Genomic DNA, 15,859 nt, shown 5'->3' with positions numbered 1-15,859 from the left:
AAGGAAATAACATGACTACTTTATTGAGTTCACTCAAGGTTATCGCTCGTCCAAAAATTGAGCCCAAACCACCTATTCTCGGCAAGCGCATGAAGCTAATTGAAAAGTTGGAAGAGCAGCTGATGATGGTGCAGTGCAACCTAAAAAATGAACCGTTTGAAGTTTTTAAAGACAAGCGTGTCAAAGACCCGGATACCGGTGAGCGCACGACAGTACGTAAACGCAAAGCCGTGCGGCCCTGGTACTTTGATGACAAAGAGCATTACTACTTTGAAATAAAAGTTGGGCTTAAAACGCTGGAACTAGACAAAGGCAAAGCGGCTATTGATGTCGGCAAAAAAGAGGACCTGCCAGCCATCATTAAAACGCTGATTGAAGCTGTAGAGAAAGGGGAGTTGGATCCGCACATCCTGTTGCTGTCACCGCCAAAACCGCCAAAATTACGAAAACCTAAAGCAGCTGCTACGGCATCCAAAGAGTAACGAGCCTTGGCCGCCTAACCATCGGCCAGTCTGTTTTAAGGGTTTGGGAGGTTGATTATGACAACCCTGCGCGAAATTGATGTGAAGTACCGCTTTAAAGAAGTGGACTGCGATATTACCGGTAAATGCGTCACACAACCTGAAATTATCGCAAAGCTCTTTGATTACCTGAAGCTTGAAACCAAAGAGGTATTTATCGTTGTTAATCTGACAAAGCAGCATGACATTAACTGTTTTGAGGTCGTGGCAACAGGCAGTACAGATGCCGTCAGTGTACGGCCAGCCGAAGTGCTCAGAACGGCCATTATACTCAACCTAAAGGTGGTGATGCTGATCCATAACCACCCGTCAGGCCATTCAGAGCCCAGTAGTGCAGATATAAAATTCACTCAAACAGTGATTGAAGCTGCCAGGCTACTGAATATCGAGGTTCTGGACCATGTGGTTATTGGCTTAAATCAGTTCAGTAGCATGAAGAAAAGCTTCCCCTACATCTTCGACTAACCACCACACCTAATCCCTGGAGTAAAAACAATGCGTATCCAATACGAGGGCCTAGCTTTGCCTGTAAGTAGCCATTTGGCTGACGCCATCAGTACGTTACTGGCCAGCTACCAGCAATCGAATGAGAACACGGCAGTACTGAATTTCCGAGATCCCAGCTATTCAGCTGAAAAGGGAGGTTATCACCCTGTTGAAATCAGACTGGAGAAATGGGGCTCTCAGTGGAAGTTGTGCTACATCACTGACTTTCGGTTTGTTGGTGCGGGCTTAGATTCAGAGCTGGTTAAAGATCTGGACTTTGATTTTCAGGCCGGCACGTTTCAGGACATAACAGGCTATTACCCGATTGAAACCGCCCTGATGATTTATCCAATCTGGGAAGAAAACTTTTTGACCTACTGGCAACATATGTCAGTTTATGAGGTAGAACTATCATGACTAAGCGATACACTCCCAACCGTGGCACTGCAGACTTAAAAAATAGCCCAAAACGCGTAGCACTTGGCAAGTGGCTGCGACAACAACGCCAGGCTAAAGGTTTAACAATGCGAGAGATGCAAAGCCTTAGCGGTAAGCCGCATAGCTACTTTGGTAAAATAGAACAGGCCCAGCGCGGGTTAGACATTTTGGAATTTTTAGAACTCTGTGCATGGTTGGGGATTGACGCTGAGCGCAGTATTCGAACGGTAAAAAAATTTTAATTTCAAGTCTAGGTTGCTGTACAACTATGGCAACCTAGGTAAATTGCCATAGTTGTTTAAAAACAAAAAGCGTAAATACTGCTGAGAAAAGTTAACTAATAAAATCATCAACATTTATAGTCTCCGATGGCCATTTACCTGATATGCACTTATTAATCATGGAGGTAGTAATATGCACATTAACCAGTCTTGTATTATCACTAAGTTTCACGCAGCCTGTGCTTTTAGATAAATAGCTGTTTTCATAGCAAATATCTGTTGAAGTAATGTAGTAAAATTCGTGAAGGATTTTCATAGAACGCAGTATTTCACTTCTATCCATTTGGATACCATGCTTTGCCAACTTTTTTGAAAGACTGGATAAAGGCATTTCCAAACAAGAAAAGTTTCTCGGCGTTCCTACACAAATTAAACCATCCTCTCCAACGTCATCCAAACATGAGATTTCGTCGTTATTTGTCAGGTCGTATATTACATCAGAAAAATTATACTGATGGTCAGAGAAGAGCAAGCATCCTAGCCGAACCGTCTTATCATCGAGATTAGGGTTGCTAATAAGATTAAGCACGTAAGCCATATCTAGGTCTACGTCATCTCGGCCTCTTACTTTTCCTAAATCTATCCCTTTTACGGCTTCTAAGATCGCAAGCTCCAGAGAAGGGCAAACTTCGAATAACGCCCGAGGAGAATTATCGTTAATTAATCTTATAGGATTTCTTTCCGTACCATACTGCAGATTTCCCGACATTTTTCGCGCGGCCTATTTGTCTGAAATAAATCAACTAAAACAATGGCATATAGCATTATATGCTGTAAATAATTCTTAGGGAATTCTCAGAAATATCCCATCTTCTCTTTAAAAAAACAAGTTTTTTACGAACAGCAACGCTGCAAGTCGCGTGAATCCTCGCATTTGAGAAATACTTCTTAGAAATTTTATCTCCAATGATTCTGTCGGATTTGTATTTTTTATAAGAGCGTATAGTTCGTCTAAATACGACAGAAAACCTCTTGTTGTATTTAGATTAAACAAAGACTTTTAGTTAACCATGAATTGATGAGGGATATTTTATGAAAAAAGTAAATTTAGTAAAATCTGGTAATAGTACTACAGTAGAAGACATTCTATATATCAATGCTATATTTTCTCCAAGTTTTGAATGCCTCGTAGAGGTGTTACCTAATTACAGAAATAGTATGAATAACATGCATAAAACAAAAGTAGTGAATAAATTTATTTCTGAAACCAGAGTAAATCAAGAAGATTTTAAATCTATAGGGGTGGTTCATAAGACAGTAGATCCAAATGACCTTATAAAAGCACGTAATCTGTACCATGCGCATAATTTAGTTGCTGGACAGCTATCACATCCAGAAGCATGGGGTATGCTTCCAATAGCAGATTCTCTGAGCTTTACTATAGAAGCTTCCAAAGATGAACTCAATAGGCTTTCAGGTTACCTTAGTTCAAAAAGTTCTTGGTCAAAATCAGGGTTGATAGTAAAACCAGCTGTTAAAAGCAAGGAAAATAAAAAAAAGGAAAAAAAATATAAAGAGGAGAGTAGGATAAGAAACCTTTACAAGAACACAAAGCATATTTTCATTAAAGGTTGTAGTTCACCAATATACATATCGTATGGACTAAAAGGCACGGCTAGAGCTGTAAAACAACGACCAGTGCGGATATCTTTCAATCCTGCGAGATTCTCTGGAAAAGATCTGAAAATGATATTTTCAAAATTGCGTGAAGCTAAAATATTCAACAATTTTAGTTCATCTTTATTGGATGCCAATGTAACTCGATTGGATATGGCCGTAGATTTAATTGGTGTGGTGACACCAATGGTCATAATAGACTCTATAAAAGTGGAGAATTATACTTTCTGGCCGAAGGAGGATAATACGGATGCTTTATTTGCCAAAACACTGTATGTAGGATCCGAATTGACTTCTCACTTTGTAATATATGACAAAAATGAGAAGAAAATCGATCTTTGCCAAAAACATGTTTGTTCATTAATAGGTCCTGATAATAAACCAATCGATGTTACTCGAATTGAGCGTGTTTATAAACCACAAAAAAATGGAACTACACTAAAGCTAAAAGACCTAGCTAACGCTCCGTATATATTTAAGGCGGCTCAGGTTTATAGTCCGCTAGCCTATAGAGAGCTAGATTCTCTGAAGGCAAAAAACAGAGCTTTGAGAGTTGGAGTGTTCCAAGCAATGTTAGAGCTATCTGCTAGTGCATATGAATTCGAATTTAACGATGATTTGAGTGGTGAGAAACGCCGTATAAAATTGGGGAATAAGCAGCAAATCCGAACTTTATCACTAAAAACGGTGAGAAAGCACATGGAGCGATATAAGGTTAATATTAATGAAGTTTGGTTTAAAGAGCGCCAGAAGAAGTTATTGGCGTATATTTTAAAACAGATAATTTCAGGTATTTGAGTAATTAGCTATTAATGCAAAACATGCTCTATATGCCAGAAGACGCATGTTTTGTTATTTTCTGCTAATGCTGCAGCCACAAAACAGCTAGAATGTCCGTCAACTTTATACATATATTATCCTGAAATCAATTCAACTTTTTCTAACACTGATAGTCCATGCCGAGCTCCCCATACACGGCATGGACGATTCCCAAATGTGCGGCTCTTAGTCGCTGGTTACACGAACAGCCGGAAGTTAAAGGCCTGACTATCCGCGATCTTAGTGAGATCATCGGCAAGCCGCATAGCTATTTGGGTAGAATCGAACAGGCTCAGCAGGGGCTAGATATGCTTGAGTTTATCGATCTATGCGGCTGGACAGTATTGAGGTACATTCAGCATTAAATTGGATAGTAAGGTTTAAGTAGCAACCTGAAAATATAGCCAGCAATTCGGCTGGCTAGGCTAAAGTTTGGTTCATTCATCCCCAAAGTACTCTTTTAGAAATGAATATGCTTTTTCCTTTTCCTTTTGAGGTAAAGACTGCATAACAGCTATCGTATTAATTTTTCCGGTTCTCGAATCCCAATAGTTTTTCTTCATTACTTGATGCCGACCGCACAGGGCTTGCCATTGAGTTGGGTCTTCAGGATCAGCATTGGGATTTATGGAATGCGGTTGCATGTGATCAGGAGTTAGCTTAACTGTACCGCCACCAACAGGATCAATGTCACCATTTGCAAGATTGCAGTGGTGTCCACCTTCAGTCCATTGGCACTTACCATTAGCTTTCTCTAAAACTAACGACCATGTTGCTTTCGTTGGCAAAACTCGTTTACCGGCTGTTGCTCTTTTTTCATTATTTACTAATACATACTCAGCAACGCTCAAAAACCTACGGTCTTTGCCTGATAAAATTGTATAACCAGAATCGGTTCTAAGTTCTGATAAGCGCTGGTGCCAATTTTCGGGATCTTTACCAGTCTTTGGGTCTCTAGCAACTTCGACAATCATCTCCCTAGTGACCGTTTTTCCAATATTATCAAGGAAGAAGGCCTCTAATCTGGCCTTGATACTTCTCTGACCATAAATCTTGTCAATGCTGCCTTTCGGATATGGATTACTGCTCATTTCCGGATTTCCTTATTATTCACTTGGCTCTTTGTTATGATAACACCAAATAAATCGAGTAAATGCAATATGCTTAACCAGATCAATCAGATAGAAGAAACGGATATTCACTGCGAAATAAATGCTTTGGAAGTGCCTCTAGCTCACTTACCTTCAGGGGACACGTGCGTTCTTTACGTTGGAGATAACCTACATTTAATGAAAAAAATTGCAGACGAATTCGTAGGTAAAGTAGACCTTTGTTACATCGATCCGCCATACAACACTGGCAGTAAATTCATCTATGAAGATCAGCGGGTATCCCAAAAAGATAACATTTGGGGAACTCACTTGGGTTGGATGGAGTTTATGCGTCCTAGGCTGGAGACAGTTAATTCACTGCTTGCTGAAACAGGAATAATAGCTATCAGCATAGATGACTATGAGCAGCCGTATTTACGAGTTCTAATGGATCAAATTTTTGGGCAAGAGAATTTTATTAGTTGCATAGCAACATGTAGAAGTAACAATGGAAAAAGTGCGAGAGGGAATGTTGCTACAAATCACGAGTATATAGTGGTTTATGGCAAGTCGAAGAAATCAAAAATTCGAGGGTTCCTAGAGAATGACGATGCATCCTACGACAAAACTGATACCCATGGAAAATACAGAATTGATGGTTTGTTCAGAAAAAAAGGTGATGCCAGCTTAAGAACAGATCGACCTAATATGTACTTCCCACTTTATTTCGATAGAAACGGTAATGTTTTTACTGAAAGATTAAGTGACGATCTAAAAGAGGTTTTTCCTGTAGATAGTAAAGGTGTAGAAAGGAGATGGCTCTGGGGCAAAGATAAAGCACGGGAAGAGTCATGGAAACTTTATGCAAGCGCAAAAGGAGTGGTTTACGTTAAGAACTATTTCGATATGTCAAAGCGAGTCAAGCCTAAAAGCTTATGGATAGATAATAGATACTTGACTGAGCGAGCGACAAACGAAATTAAAGAAATTTATGGAGACAAAATTTTCGAAACCCCTAAGCCAATATCATTAATTGAAGACTTAATCGAAAGCCACACCCATGAGCAGGCCCTAATTCTAGATTTCTTTGCAGGGACAGGTACGACTGCTCACGCTGCTCACAATTTGAATAAAAGAGACAAAGGAAAAAGAAAAGTTATATTGATGGAGCAAGATCAAACCATCAAAACTGACCATTTAGCTTTCAAACACGGATTTAGAAAAATCAGTGATATCACCAAAGCCAGACTTGAATGGATAGCTAATCGTGAAAGCGGATTCACCTTTCAAGTAAAAAATATTCAGTAAAATATAAGCTTAATTAAAAATATGAATGTGAACAAATTCTCTGACATTAATATTCAAGACTTAAAAAAAGCCATTTCTGCATCCCTAGAAGCTGAAGGCACTGCAATACTGCCACCAATGGATGTTTTAGAATCGTACCGCCTTATGAAAACTCTAGGGTTTAGCTTTAAAGTAAGCATGTTAGATCCTTGGTACAACAAAGGCATTGGTGGAGTCAGAGATGATTATGAAGACTTTATTTGCCAAGTTTTACAAGAAGCTGCAGATACATCTGAACATGTTTATCTTTGGGGTTTTCCGGAAATTGTCGCACTGTTTATAAGTAAAATCCCTCAACCACTCCAGTACAACTGTTGGCTGACTTGGTTCTATAAAAACAACCCATCTGTTATTAGAGGTTGGCGATCCGCCCAACAAACATGTCTGCATTTGTCTAAACCAAACAGCAAAATGTACCTTGAGCCATTTTTAAACGAAAAACAATTACAAAAGAAAAGTGAGGGAAAGTTACGCTATATTCCGGGGCCTACCAGCGTATTAGAGGTTCCTCTTAATATCGGATTTATTGGCAAAAAAGAGCAGACCGGGCATCCTTCACAGAAGCCAATCAAGGTATATGAACCACTATTCAAAATCACCATGCAGACTGGTGATTTAGTTTTTGATCCAATGGCCGGCTCTGGAACAACTGGAGCAGTAGCTAAGGAACAGGGGTTTAAATCTATTCTTTGTGATCAGGATGAAAAATATATTCAACTGATGGAATCTCGTCTAAATCTAAAGAGAATTTCATTTGCAAACTAGATTAACGCTTCAAGGGGTTGTTATATAATACCAATAGTATCGTGTATAACCTATTGATAATAATGGTGCCTAGGGCCGGACTCGAACCGGCACGTTATTTCTAACGGTGGATTTTGAATCCACTGCGTCTACCAATTTCGCCACCCAGGCATTGAGAGGTCTTTTGAAAACTTTGCAAATCTTTGCAAGCTTTTTGCACTTTTAATAACAGTTGAATCGTAGACTATTCAACGTGTTATGTCTACCACTATCAAAGACGCATTGCATTTTGAATCCGCTGCGTCTACCGATTTCGCCACCCAGGCACTGAGGGATATTTGGAGGTAAACGCCTGCATTATACGATGCGTTTCTGGCAGCGCAAGCGAATTTATCCGTCTGGCTTTTAGTTGGACAAAATTGCAGCAGCTTCGAAAAAGCATTGCTGCATGCTACACTTGCGCGGTTTTGATTATCGGACAACCTTATGTTTGCTAATGCACCCCGCGCGGGTTTAATTCGCCGTCTGGCGGCTATTATGTATGACTGGTTAATTCTGGCTGCACTGTGGATGGCGGCCATGGCGTTGGCTTTGTTGCTGGTGGCACTGTTAAACAGCGTTGGTGTAATTTCGCTGGCTAACTATACCGATCATGCCGATTTTATTACCCGGCATAAAATCTGGTTTCAGTTGTACTCGGTATTATGGTTTTTCTGGTTTTACCTGTATTTCTGGTATAAAGGCGGCCAAACTTTGGGCATGCGGGCCTGGCGCTTGTTTCTGGTGCAACAGGATGGTACGGCCATTAGCTTTAAACAGGCAGTGGTGCGTTCAGTTACTGCGCTCTTTGGCCTCGGTAATTTATGGCTTTGGCTGCGCTGGGGTAAAGGCCTGGCGTTGCAGGATCAGCTCAGTAATACCCAGGTAGTGGTGCTGACAAAAGAGCAAAGTAAACTGCTAAACCTGCATAAGGCAGCGAGGTAAAACATAACAACCAGATTGTACACGCCAACACGCCGTAAATATGTCCCTACAGGCTCGATTATGAACCTCCTCCCTGGCGTTCATCCTGCGAACCAGCGGCGCTGTTCAAATTCGCTCCCTGCGAATTTGTCAGGCATCTATGCCTTCAACGGTTGGCTTAGCACAATCTGGTTTATTTCTGCGCGTTAGACTTTCTTCCGCATAAAATACACCGACAGGCCGATAAACAGCAGGCTGGGTACCATGGCACCAGCCAGCGGTGGCAGCTGATACACCAGCGCTACCGGGCCGAATACTTCGTTGCTCATATAAAAGGCAAAGCCGGTAAGAATACCCATCAACACTCTTGCCGCCATCGTTACGCTTCTTAGCGGGCCGAAAATAAACGACAATGCCATTAGCAACATTGCGGCTATTGTCAGGGGCTGCAGGGCTTTACGCCAGAATGCCAGTTCATAGCGGCTGGATTCCTGAGCGTTTTGTTGCAGATAGTCTACATAATCATTCAAACCGGTTAGCGAAAGCATTTCCGGTTTTATGGTAACTACGCTTAGTTTGTCGGGGGTTAATGAAGAGCGCCAGCTTTGCTGTGCTGTTAACTGTTTTAATATTCTGTCGGCAGTAAAGTCCTGCCGTACCACTTGTTGTAACTGCCAGGCATCGCTGCGATATACTGCACTATCTGCGCTGACGATAGACACCAGCTTAAGATCGGTATCAAACTGATAAATTATTACATCGGTCAGGTTGCCAAGATCATCTACCTTGCCGATATTGACAAACTGATCACCGTCTTTGGCCCAGATGCCTTGTTGCGCTGCAAACAGATTACCGTCTGAAATAGCTTTGGTGCGCAGTTCACGGGCGGCACGATCGCTTACTGGTGCACCCCATTCGGCTACTGCCATTATAATAAGCATCATGATAACAGCGGTTTTCATTACCGAACTGATAATATTAAAACGCGATAAACCGGCGGCCTGCATAACCACCAGCTCGCTGTTGCTGGCCAGCATGCCAAGGCCAATTAAACCGCCTATTAATGCTGCCATCGGAAAAAAAGTGACTAAATCGCCGGGCACGCTGTAAAGTGTATACAGCGCGGCGTGTACCATGTCGTAGTAACCGCGGCCCACAGAGCGCATCTGATCAATAAACTTAAACATGGCCGAAATAACCAGCAACACACTTAATGCCAGCATTGTGGTGGTTAAAATAGTGCGGCCGATATAGATATCAATAATTTTCAGCATGTTAAGTTCTACCCGCTAACCAGGCTTGAAAACGTTGTGCGCTGGAACGGTGGCGCATAATTAACACTACCCCAACTAGCAGGGCACTCAGATGCAGCCACCACATACCCAGGGCTGGCGGGATCTTGCCGTCTTCCAGTGCAGAGCGGGCGATAATCAGTAAAGAGTAATACCCCAAATACAGCAGCAAGGCCGGTAATAAGCGGCCAAACTTACCCTGGCGTGGATTAACCCGGCTTAACGGTACTGCGATTAACGCCAGCAGCGGAATAGATAACGGAATGGCAATACGCCAGTGCCACTCGGCGAGAGCTTCGTTGCTGTCCATGCCATATAGCTCGGCTGTTGGCAGGCTGCCAAGTTTGCGTCTGCGTTGTTCTACTTCCTGCTCGCGGATCTGTATCTGGTAACGGGCAAATTCAGTAATTTCAAAGGCCGATGATTTCACGTCACCGGCATAACGGCGGCCTTGTTCAAGCTGCATTGTCTGGGCGCCACTGATATCTTCCTTAACATTACCTGACATGGCATACACGATAGAATGGCCACCCTGAGTGTCCCGGGCATTATTCTGTGCCACAAATACTTTTTGCAATTCGCCATTGTCACGGCTAATGCTTTGGACAAAGATCACCGCATTTTCGTTTGAGGTATGTTGAAACCGTCCCGGTACCAAAGAGATAAGCCCGGCATTGGCATCGGCTTTTTCTAACAAGCGGTATTCCTGTTCGGTAGCCCAGGGGCTTAGATATAAGGTAACTGAGCCTGCCACTATGGCCAGCAGTAGCGACAATAATAACGTAAGGCGGGTAACATACCATTCGCTTACGCCGGTGGCGTGCAGCACGGTCATTTCACTGTCGGCATATACGCGGCCATACGCCACCAAGATGCCAACAAAGGCACTGAGCGGCAGAATGATAACGGCCAGTTGCGGCAATTTCAGCGCAACTATGCTCATAACCAGTTGCCCGGGAAGTTCACCTTCAGATGCATCGGCCAGAATTTTGACAAAGCGCTGGCTGATGATAATAGCCATCAGAATGACAAATACCGCCAGCTGTGACTTAAATACCTCAGCTAACAGGTAACGAAAAATAATCAAAACGCCTCCTAAAAACCTGCCTTTTTGCTGGAACCCTGGCGATTTTTCAGTAAACTTGATATTTATAGCAATTATTATCGACCAAACGGCGCAGAAAACCGAGCTTTTTTATAAATTCACGGTAGAATTTGGCCATGTATGTGCCGGTTATGTTAGCACAGTCTATTAGAATCAGGAGTTAGTATGGAGTTCAGCGTAAAAAGCGGAAGTCCGGAAAAACAACGCAGTGCATGCATTGTGGTTGGCGTGTATGAACCACGCCGTCTTTCCGCCGTAGCAGAACAACTGGATAAAATCAGTGAAGGATATATCAGCAACTTACTGCGCCGTGGTGATTTGGAAGGCAAACCAGGCCAGATGCTGTTACTGCACCATGTGCCTAACGTACTGAGTGAACGCGTATTATTAGTAGGCTGCGGCAAAGAACGTGAACTGGACGAACGCCAGTACCGGCAGATTATTGCCAAAACGATCAGCACGTTAAACGAAACCGGTTCAATGGAAGCGGTGTGCTTTTTATCTGAATTGCACGTAAAAGGCCGCGATACCTACTGGAAAGTGCGCCATGCGGTAGAAACCACGCAAGACTGCCTGTACGTATTTGACCGTTTAAAAAGCAAAAAAGATGAAACCCGCCGCCCGCTGCGTAAAATTGTGTTTAATGTGCCAACCAGACGCGACCTGACCATTGGTGAAAAAGCCGTAGAGCATGGTTTAGCCATCGCAGCCGGTATTAAACAGTGTAAAGATGTTGGCAATATGCCGCCGAATATCTGTACGCCGCAGTATCTGGCCGACCAGGCACTGCTGCTGGCCGAAAGCTCAGCCAAAATCAGCGTTGACGTATTAGGCCCGGAAGAGCTGGCCGCACATGGTATGAATTCTTATCTGGCAGTAGGCCGGGGTTCGGTTAACGGCCCGCGTATGGCAGTAATTAAATACAACGGCGCCGGTAACGACAGCGCGCCGGTCGTGCTGGTAGGTAAAGGCTTAACCTTCGACTCTGGTGGTATCAGCTTAAAACCGGGCGATGGCATGGACGAAATGAAATACGACATGTGTGGTGCCGCCTCTGTGCTGGGTACTATGCATGCGGTAGTCAATTTAAACCTGCCAATTAATATTGTTGCGGTACTGGCTGGCGCTGAAAACATGCCAGACGCTAACGCTTACCGGCCGGGTGATATTTTAACCACTATGTCGGGCCAGACAGTAGAAGTATTAAATACCGACGCTGAAGGCCGCCTGGTGCTGTGCGATGCATTAACCTATGTTGAGCGTTTTGACCCGGAACTGGTAATAGATGTAGCCACCTTAACCGGTGCCTGCGTTATTGCCCTGGGTAAGCATGCAACCGGCTTACTGAGTAACCATAACCCGCTGGCACATGAAATTTTAAATGCGTCAGAGCAAAGTGGCGATCGCGCCTGGCGCCTGCCATTGTGGGATGACTATCAGGATCAGCTGGAAAGCCCCTTTGCTGATTTTAGTAATTTAGGTGGCCGCGCCGCCGGTACTATTACTGCAGCCTGCTTTTTATCGCGCTTTACCCGCAAATATAACTGGGCACACCTGGATATTGCCGGTACCGCCTGGCGCAGTGGTGGCAAAGATAAAGGCAGCACCGGCCGGCCAGTGCCTTTGCTAACTCAGTTTTTAATTAACCGGGTTGGTCAGCAACAGGATCATTAATGCAAGTTAGCTTTTATCTGCTAAGCGACACGCCGGCAGAAGATCAAGCAATACAAAATGAGCTGAGCAGCACGCCAGCTCATTTTACTTTAGCTTGCCGGCTGTGTGCCGACTTGTACCGCGCCAAACAACGGGTTTTCGTTTATACTGCCGACCAGCAACAGGCCGAAGCATTTGACGAACTGCTGTGGCAGTTTGATGCGCAGCGCTTTGTGCCACATAACCTGAGCGGTGAAGGCCCGAAATACGGTGCGCCGGTAGAAATAAGCTGGCAGGCGCCACGGCAAAACCGCCAGGTGCTGATTAATTTAGCCACTGAAATTCCGGCTTTTGCCAACCGCTTTAGCCAAATCATCGAATTTGTTCCCGCCGCCGAGCAACTAAAAGCTCAGGCGCGGGAGCGTTTTAAGCAATATCGTCAGTTGGGCGTTAACCCGCAAACCGTTAACGCCAACTGAGCACAGGTACTATCATGGAAAAAACGTTTAACCCCAGTGAAATAGAGCAGGCGATGTATAACGCCTGGCAGGCTAAAGGCTACTTTGCGCCACACGGCGATGACAGCAACGGCAACTACTGCATTATGATCCCGCCGCCGAATGTTACCGGCAGCCTGCATATGGGCCATGCCTTTCAGCAAACCATTATGGATGCCCTGACCCGTTACCAGCGCATGCAGGGTAAAAATACGCTGTGGCAGGTAGGTACCGACCACGCCGGTATTGCCACCCAAATGGTAGTAGAGCGTAAACTGGCCGCAGAAGGTCAACCCGGCCGCCACCAACTGGGCCGCGATGCTTTTATTGAAAAAGTCTGGCAGTGGAAAGAAGAATCGGGCGGTACTATTACCTCGCAAATGCGCCGTTTAGGTAACTCGGTAGACTGGCAGCGTGAGCGCTTTACCATGGATGCAGGCTTATCCAATGCGGTGCAGGAAGTATTCGTGCGCTTGTATGAGGACGAGCTGATTTACCGCGGCAAACGCCTGGTAAACTGGGATCCGAAACTGCACACCGCCATCTCTGATTTAGAAGTAGAAAACAAAGAACAAAAAGGCCAGATGTGGCACCTGCGCTATCCGTTGGCTGATGGTGCCGTTACTGCCGATGGTAAAAATTATCTGGTAGTAGCCACCACCAGGCCGGAAACCATGCTCGGTGATACCGGTGTTGCAGTAAACCCGGAAGATGAGCGTTATAAAGCACTGATTGGCAAAGAAGTGCTGTTGCCACTGGTAAACCGCCGTATTCCCGTAGTGGCCGATGACCATGCCGATATGGAAAAAGGCACCGGCTGCGTCAAAATTACCCCGGCCCATGATTTTAACGACTATGAAGTAGGCAAGCGCCACCAGCTGCCAATGATTAACGTGATGACACCGGACGCCACTATCCGCAGCGAAGGCGAGGGCTTCCACAGCAATGGTGAATTAAACCCGGCGCTGGTTGGTGTTATTCCGCCAGAGTATCAGGGGCTGGACCGCTACGCCGCGCGTAAAGCTATTGTCGCCGCCTTTGATGCGGTCGGCTTGCTGGAAAAGGTCGAAGATCACAACAACACCCTGCCATACGGTGATCGTAGCGGCGTGGTGATTGAACCGCTGCTCACCGATCAGTGGTATGTGCGGGTTGCGCCACTGGCGAAAACCGCCACCGAAGCGGTAGAGAGCGGCCAGATTGAATTTGTGCCCAAACAGTACGAAAACATGTACTACAGCTGGATGCGCGACATTCAGGATTGGTGTATCTCACGCCAGTTATGGTGGGGCCACCGTATTCCGGCCTGGTACGATCAGGACGGTAAAGTCTATGTTGGCCGCAATGAAGCTGAAGTGCGTGCTAAGCATCAACTGGATGACAGCATAGTACTGAAACAGGATGACGATGTACTGGATACCTGGTTTAGCTCAGCGCTGTGGACCTTCTCTACCCTGGGTTGGCCGGACGATACCGAGGCGTTGCGTACTTTCCATCCTACCAATGTGCTGGTAACCGGCTTTGACATTATTTTCTTCTGGGTCGCCAGAATGATAATGATGACGATGCACTTTATTAAAGATAAAGACGGCAAGCCGCAGGTACCGTTTAAAACCGTCTATGTTACCGGGCTGATCCGCGATGAAAACGGCGACAAGATGTCAAAATCCAAGGGCAATGTTATTGATCCGCTGGATATGATCGACGGCATTACGCTGGACGAGTTACTGGCCAAACGCACCAGCAATATGATGCAGCCCAAAGAAGCTGAAAAAATTGCTGAGCGTACCCGCAAGCAATTCCCTGACGGCATCAGCGCCAGCGGTACCGACGCGCTGCGCTTTACGTTAGCCGCGCTGGCGTCTACCGGGCGGGATATTAACTGGGATATGAAGCGCTTAGAGGGCTACCGTAACTTCTGCAATAAACTGTGGAATGCCAGCCGCTATGTACTGATGAACACCGAAGGCCAGGATTGCGGCTTTAACGGCGGCGATATGCAGTTATCGCTGGCCGATAAGTGGATCCTGGCGCAGTACCAGCAAACGATTAAACAAGTGCGGCAGTACTTTGATACCTACCGCTTTGATTTAGCGGCCACCGCCTTGTACGAATTTACCTGGAACCAGTTCTGTGACTGGTATTTAGAGCTGACCAAGCCGGTGCTGTTTAAAGGCAACGATGCCCAACAACGTGCAACGCGGCATACTCTGGTTACCGTGCTGGAAAGCCTGCTGCGCTTAATGCACCCGATAATGCCGTTTATTACTGAAACCATCTGGCAATCGGTAAAACCACTGGCGAACATCAGCGCTGACAGCATTATGCTGCAAGCCTACCCGCAAGTGGATGACAGCCTGGTGGATGCTACGGCAACTAATGATCTGGAATGGTTAAAAGCGGTGATCACTGCCATTCGTAACGTGCGCGGCGAGATGAATATTGCGCCGGGTAAGCCGCTTAGCATATTACTGCGCAACCTCAGCAGCGAAGAGCAGCGCCGCTTAAGCGAAAACGAAAGCTTTTTAATGAATCTGGCCAAGCTGGAACACATCACCGTGTTGGCAGCCGGTGCAACAGCACCTACCTGCGCCACGCAGTTAATCGGCAACATGGATTTACTTATTCCAATGGCCGGTTTAATTGATAAAGACGCTGAGCTAAGCCGCATTGCCAAGCAGTTGGAGAAAACCCAACAAGAATTGGCCCGTGTGGCTGGCAAGCTTGGCAATGAAGGTTTTGTTGCCAAAGCACCGGAGGCGGTACTGGAAAAAGAGCGTGCCAAGCAAGCCGAACTGGAGCAAGCCGTGGTTAAGTTGCAAGCTCAACAAGCCGAGATTGCCGCGTTGTAATAGCACTTGTGCCAAAAAACCGGGCCTTAGTGCCCGGTTTTTTTTGCTTGCGAGCTGCAGCAAAGCATTACCTGCCAAGGGCTGGCAGAAAGATTCCGTTTGTAGAAAAAATAATTTTTGCTATGATTGCGCGGTATTTCGGCAACTGGCTGT

15 protein-coding genes and 1 tRNA gene are annotated in these 15,859 nt (G+C 45.2%); 11 read left to right on the top strand and 5 right to left on the bottom strand.

Annotated features, from left to right (window positions below):
• Positions 1–11: 11 nt before the first annotated feature.
• From J3B89_RS07595 to J3B89_RS21195, 4 genes are read left to right on the top strand one after another with little or no spacing between them, the layout of a single operon-like run.
• Entirely contained in the window at positions 12–482 is a 471-nt protein-coding gene (locus J3B89_RS07595; protein WP_215396910.1) for a DUF6641 family protein, read from the top strand.
• A gap of 57 nt (positions 483–539) precedes the next feature.
• Positions 540–986: a JAB domain-containing protein gene (locus J3B89_RS07590; RefSeq protein ID WP_215396909.1), complete on the top strand. Its 447-nt coding sequence runs from the start codon at positions 540–542 to the stop codon at positions 984–986.
• Positions 987–1,016: 30 nt separating this feature from the next.
• Positions 1,017–1,424, top strand: coding sequence for a DUF2787 family protein (locus J3B89_RS07585; protein WP_215396908.1), 408 nt, complete (start codon positions 1,017–1,019; stop codon positions 1,422–1,424).
• Positions 1,421–1,687 (top strand): helix-turn-helix domain-containing protein, encoded by a 267-nt coding sequence (locus J3B89_RS21195; RefSeq protein ID WP_251372271.1) that lies wholly within the window; start codon positions 1,421–1,423, stop codon positions 1,685–1,687. The genes J3B89_RS07585 and J3B89_RS21195 overlap by 4 nt, the downstream gene beginning before the upstream one ends.
• Before the next feature lie 91 nt (positions 1,688–1,778).
• Here J3B89_RS21195 and J3B89_RS07575 read toward each other — a convergent pair whose 3' ends face one another.
• On the bottom strand, positions 1,779–2,435 hold the full coding sequence (locus J3B89_RS07575) for a hypothetical protein (RefSeq protein WP_215396907.1): 657 nt from the start codon (positions 2,433–2,435) through the stop codon (positions 1,779–1,781).
• 323 nt (positions 2,436–2,758) lie between these two features.
• Between J3B89_RS07575 and J3B89_RS07570 the strand changes: the two genes are divergently transcribed.
• Complete coding sequence (locus J3B89_RS07570; RefSeq protein WP_215396906.1) at positions 2,759–4,141, top strand: hypothetical protein; 1,383 nt, start codon at positions 2,759–2,761, stop codon at positions 4,139–4,141.
• A gap of 458 nt (positions 4,142–4,599) precedes the next feature.
• On the opposite strand, the gene J3B89_RS07565 is transcribed toward J3B89_RS07570, so the two are convergent.
• Positions 4,600–5,253: a KpnI family restriction enzyme N-terminal domain-containing protein gene (locus J3B89_RS07565; protein ID WP_215396905.1), complete on the bottom strand. Its 654-nt coding sequence runs from the start codon at positions 5,251–5,253 to the stop codon at positions 4,600–4,602.
• Between the two features lie 198 nt (positions 5,254–5,451).
• On the opposite strand from J3B89_RS07565, the gene J3B89_RS07560 reads away from it, so the two are divergent.
• Both J3B89_RS07560 and J3B89_RS07555 read left to right on the top strand, forming a co-directional pair.
• A complete protein-coding gene (locus tag J3B89_RS07560) occupies positions 5,452–6,561 on the top strand; it encodes a site-specific DNA-methyltransferase (protein WP_215396904.1) in 1,110 nt (369 codons plus the stop codon).
• A gap of 21 nt (positions 6,562–6,582) precedes the next feature.
• Complete coding sequence (locus J3B89_RS07555) at positions 6,583–7,365, top strand: DNA methyltransferase (protein ID WP_215396903.1); 783 nt, start codon at positions 6,583–6,585, stop codon at positions 7,363–7,365.
• A 63-nt stretch (positions 7,366–7,428) separates the two neighbouring features.
• Here the strand turns inward: J3B89_RS07555 and J3B89_RS07550 are convergent.
• Positions 7,429–7,515: transfer RNA gene (locus J3B89_RS07550), tRNA-Leu, on the bottom strand.
• Positions 7,516–7,830: 315 nt separating this feature from the next.
• Here J3B89_RS07550 and J3B89_RS07545 point away from each other — a divergent pair.
• Positions 7,831–8,328 carry an RDD family protein gene (locus J3B89_RS07545; protein WP_215396902.1) on the top strand — a complete coding sequence of 166 codons (498 nt, stop codon included), beginning with the start codon at positions 7,831–7,833 and terminating at the stop codon, positions 8,326–8,328.
• A 185-nt stretch (positions 8,329–8,513) separates the two neighbouring features.
• Here the strand turns inward: J3B89_RS07545 and lptG are convergent, their stop codons facing one another.
• Together lptG and lptF are read right to left on the bottom strand one after the other, a co-directional pair.
• Entirely contained in the window at positions 8,514–9,581 is a 1,068-nt protein-coding gene (lptG, locus tag J3B89_RS07540; RefSeq protein WP_215396901.1) for an LPS export ABC transporter permease LptG, read from the bottom strand.
• A 1-nt stretch (position 9,582) separates the two neighbouring features.
• Entirely contained in the window at positions 9,583–10,686 is a 1,104-nt protein-coding gene (gene lptF / locus J3B89_RS07535) for an LPS export ABC transporter permease LptF (protein WP_215396900.1), read from the bottom strand.
• A gap of 183 nt (positions 10,687–10,869) precedes the next feature.
• Here lptF and pepA point away from each other — a divergent pair, with 183 nt between their 5' ends.
• From pepA to J3B89_RS07520, 3 genes are read left to right on the top strand one after another with little or no spacing between them, the layout of a single operon-like run.
• On the top strand, positions 10,870–12,378 hold the full coding sequence (gene pepA / locus J3B89_RS07530; protein ID WP_068233569.1) for a leucyl aminopeptidase: 1,509 nt from the start codon (positions 10,870–10,872) through the stop codon (positions 12,376–12,378).
• Positions 12,378–12,836, top strand: a complete 459-nt coding sequence (locus J3B89_RS07525) for a DNA polymerase III subunit chi (protein ID WP_215396899.1) — start codon at positions 12,378–12,380, stop codon at positions 12,834–12,836. Before pepA ends, J3B89_RS07525 begins: the two co-directional genes overlap by 1 nt.
• Positions 12,837–12,850: 14 nt before the next feature.
• Positions 12,851–15,706, top strand: a complete 2,856-nt coding sequence (locus J3B89_RS07520) for a valine--tRNA ligase (protein WP_215396898.1) — start codon at positions 12,851–12,853, stop codon at positions 15,704–15,706.
• Positions 15,707–15,859: the final 153 nt, after the last annotated feature.

Origin of the sequence: Rheinheimera oceanensis, from assembly GCF_018831085.1 — a bacterium.
Lineage (GTDB): Bacteria > Pseudomonadota > Gammaproteobacteria > Enterobacterales > Alteromonadaceae > Alishewanella > Alishewanella oceanensis.
This window is presented reverse-complemented; position numbering and strand designations above follow the sequence as displayed.

Bases quoted from the DNA above. Each gene is read 5' to 3' on its own strand.
- J3B89_RS07595 (WP_215396910.1), top strand. From the start codon at position 12: ATGACTACTTTATTGAGTTCACTCAAGGTTATCGCTCGTCCAAAAATT.
- J3B89_RS07590 (WP_215396909.1), top strand. From the start codon at position 540: ATGACAACCCTGCGCGAAATTGATGTGAAGTACCGCTTTAAAGAAGTG.
- J3B89_RS07585 (WP_215396908.1), top strand. From the start codon at position 1,017: ATGCGTATCCAATACGAGGGCCTAGCTTTGCCTGTAAGTAGCCATTTG.
- J3B89_RS21195 (WP_251372271.1), top strand. From the start codon at position 1,421: ATGACTAAGCGATACACTCCCAACCGTGGCACTGCAGACTTAAAAAAT.
- J3B89_RS07575 (WP_215396907.1), bottom strand. From the start codon at position 2,435: ATGTCGGGAAATCTGCAGTATGGTACGGAAAGAAATCCTATAAGATTA.
- J3B89_RS07570 (WP_215396906.1), top strand. From the start codon at position 2,759: ATGAAAAAAGTAAATTTAGTAAAATCTGGTAATAGTACTACAGTAGAA.
- J3B89_RS07565 (WP_215396905.1), bottom strand. From the start codon at position 5,253: ATGAGCAGTAATCCATATCCGAAAGGCAGCATTGACAAGATTTATGGT.
- J3B89_RS07560 (WP_215396904.1), top strand. From the start codon at position 5,452: ATGAAAAAAATTGCAGACGAATTCGTAGGTAAAGTAGACCTTTGTTAC.
- J3B89_RS07555 (WP_215396903.1), top strand. From the start codon at position 6,583: ATGAATGTGAACAAATTCTCTGACATTAATATTCAAGACTTAAAAAAA.
- J3B89_RS07545 (WP_215396902.1), top strand. From the start codon at position 7,831: ATGTTTGCTAATGCACCCCGCGCGGGTTTAATTCGCCGTCTGGCGGCT.
- lptG (WP_215396901.1), bottom strand. From the start codon at position 9,581: ATGCTGAAAATTATTGATATCTATATCGGCCGCACTATTTTAACCACC.
- pepA (WP_068233569.1), top strand. From the start codon at position 10,870: ATGGAGTTCAGCGTAAAAAGCGGAAGTCCGGAAAAACAACGCAGTGCA.
- J3B89_RS07525 (WP_215396899.1), top strand. From the start codon at position 12,378: ATGCAAGTTAGCTTTTATCTGCTAAGCGACACGCCGGCAGAAGATCAA.
- J3B89_RS07520 (WP_215396898.1), top strand. From the start codon at position 12,851: ATGGAAAAAACGTTTAACCCCAGTGAAATAGAGCAGGCGATGTATAAC.